The organism is Exiguobacterium sp. E17S (assembly GCF_057772545.1).
This window is the reverse complement of record NZ_JBYLRU010000030.1, coordinates 1-252: the sequence shown is the minus strand read 5'-3', so window position 1 is coordinate 252 and position 252 is coordinate 1. Positions and strand designations below refer to the sequence as shown.

General features: G+C 46.8%; 1 rRNA gene. It reads left to right on the top strand.

What is annotated here, in order from left to right:
• Positions 1–94: 94 nt before the first annotated feature.
• Positions 95–252, top strand: a 23S ribosomal RNA gene (locus AC3B4V_RS16300); the annotation flags it as partial.

The window sequence follows — 252 nt, the reverse complement described above, 5'->3', positions numbered from 1 at the left end:
CACTCGCACCTTGAAAACTGAAGACATCAACAAGACATCAAACTTTTAATTAACCATGTCATTTAAGACGTGTGTTCTTAGAATACCAACGCTAGATCAAGGTATGAAGGGCGTACGGTGGATGCCTTGGCACTAGGAGCCGATGAAGGACGCGACGAACAGCGATATGCTTCGGGGAGCAGTAAGTATGCTTTGATCCGAAGATTTCCGAATGGGGGAACCCACCATCCGTAATGGGATGGGACATGTTAC